A 1,380-nucleotide genomic window follows, 5' to 3' on the forward strand; every position below is an offset into this window, starting at 1 on the left:
GCGCAGTTCCAGAGGTAGTGGCGCTCCAGGCCCGGCTTGGGCGCGGGTAAATGAAAAGGGTCGTGCTGGAAGACCTGCACATTGCTCAGCACAACAGGCAGTGCGGCGTCGAGGTGGGGCATGAGTTGGTCGCGTTTGGCTTGGTAACCAGCTTCCTCCTTAAGCTCCTCTAACGCCATATTCATCGACCCAGGAAATTGCTTTTTCGGATCAACCGCATCGCGCTCATACCTAGCACGCACAGCCGCATTCATCGCAATCTGCCGCGAGGCTTGAATGACCAAACTCAACTGGTCAGAGATCGTCAACACAAAGGTGTCAAGGCGATGGTCGATGTCTAGCACGATCGAACTCATGAACCCATCGTTCACCCTTTTGCGTCGTCTGCCCATGCAGATAGCGGTTGTTGCCAAAACTCACTTCTTTGACAAATACCACCTTGCGCTCCGTGCGCCATTTGCTGGCACGCTCAAAAATCTCCATGGCCGTGCCACCACCGTTGTCCAACCAGAAGCTCATACCTGCATGAGCAGGCCTTTCTCGATTGGTCATGGGCGGTTGAGGCTGGCCCTTGGCCGGCACATTGACCCGCATATTGAAGTAAATCGGTTTGACCGGGCTGGCCTTGGGCCCTGTCTCAATGGACATGAGTTCAAACTCAAAGGGGGAGACGGGCATCAAGACCTTGCCCATGCCTATCCAGGCGCCGGTGTATTCCATCAGAAGAGTCTCTCTGCTAGGGGGTGGGTTGCAGCCGGTCAGAGGCCAGGCCAGCAAGGCGAGTGTGGTTTGTAAAAATTGGCGGCGGCTCATGTGAATTTCTTCGAAATCGCCCGCAGCGCGGTGAAGAGCTGCGATTGCGCCTGGGGGTTGTGGCCGATGTTTTGGTGCTCGCTGTGAGGCCCGGCAATGGCTTTTTGCAGCTTCACGCCCGCTGCGCTCAGCGCCTTGCCCGAGGACTCGGGCACCGTGCCATCGCCCGCGCTGCGCTCAAACCCCCAGTGGACTTGAAACGCATCGATCAAGGTGGGTTTCATCTGCAAGGTGTTGGGGTCCATGGATTGGCTGACCGGGAACTTCACAGGTATCAGTTGGACGGTCAGGCGGGTGATGCTTTGGCCGCCGTTGCTGTAGATGACGGTTGTCTCGGGGTGATCCGACGATCCCCAACGCGACCAGAAGCGTGGGGCAAGCCAACCTAGACGTTCATGGGTGTGAACCGAGGGTGGGGCCGGCGTAGTCGCGTGCCAAGTGGATGAGGGCGCTGCCCAGGCCGTTCTGGCTCCGCTGATGTTCGAAGTAATGCCAGGCCAGGTAGCGGACATGGCCGTCCACGCGGGCAGAGGGGTGTCCCATTCGGGGCGGGCCCAGTTCCACAGT

3 protein-coding genes are annotated in these 1,380 nt (G+C 58.6%); all 3 read right to left on the reverse strand.

The genetic code is table 11. The features are described from left to right. Window positions 1-356: hypothetical protein (locus PRZ01_RS19135; RefSeq protein ID WP_273598444.1), on the reverse strand; the 356-nt coding region annotated here is incomplete at its 3' end. Next, on the reverse strand, window positions 319-813 hold the full coding sequence (locus tag PRZ01_RS19140) for a hypothetical protein (RefSeq protein WP_273598445.1): 495 nt from the start codon (window positions 811-813) through the stop codon (window positions 319-321). The genes PRZ01_RS19140 and PRZ01_RS19135, both read right to left, overlap by 38 nt. Beyond that, the gene (locus tag PRZ01_RS19145; protein WP_273598446.1) at window positions 810-1,058 is read right to left on the reverse strand and encodes a hypothetical protein; all 249 of its coding nucleotides are present in this window, start codon (window positions 1,056-1,058) and stop codon (window positions 810-812) included. The genes PRZ01_RS19140 and PRZ01_RS19145 overlap by 4 nt, the downstream gene beginning before the upstream one ends. Between the last annotated feature and the right edge of the window lie 322 nt (window positions 1,059-1,380).

This window comes from Roseateles koreensis, from assembly GCF_028595305.1.
In the GTDB taxonomy this organism is placed as follows: Bacteria; Pseudomonadota; Gammaproteobacteria; order Burkholderiales; family Burkholderiaceae_C; genus Paucibacter_A; species Paucibacter_A koreensis.

What these genes read in the sequence shown, in the direction of transcription:
- PRZ01_RS19140 (WP_273598445.1), bottom strand. Translation starts at nt 813, where the DNA reads ATGAGCCGCCGCCAATTTTTACAAACCACACTCGCCTTGCTGGCCTGG.
- PRZ01_RS19145 (WP_273598446.1), bottom strand. Translation starts at nt 1,058, where the DNA reads ATGGACCCCAACACCTTGCAGATGAAACCCACCTTGATCGATGCGTTT.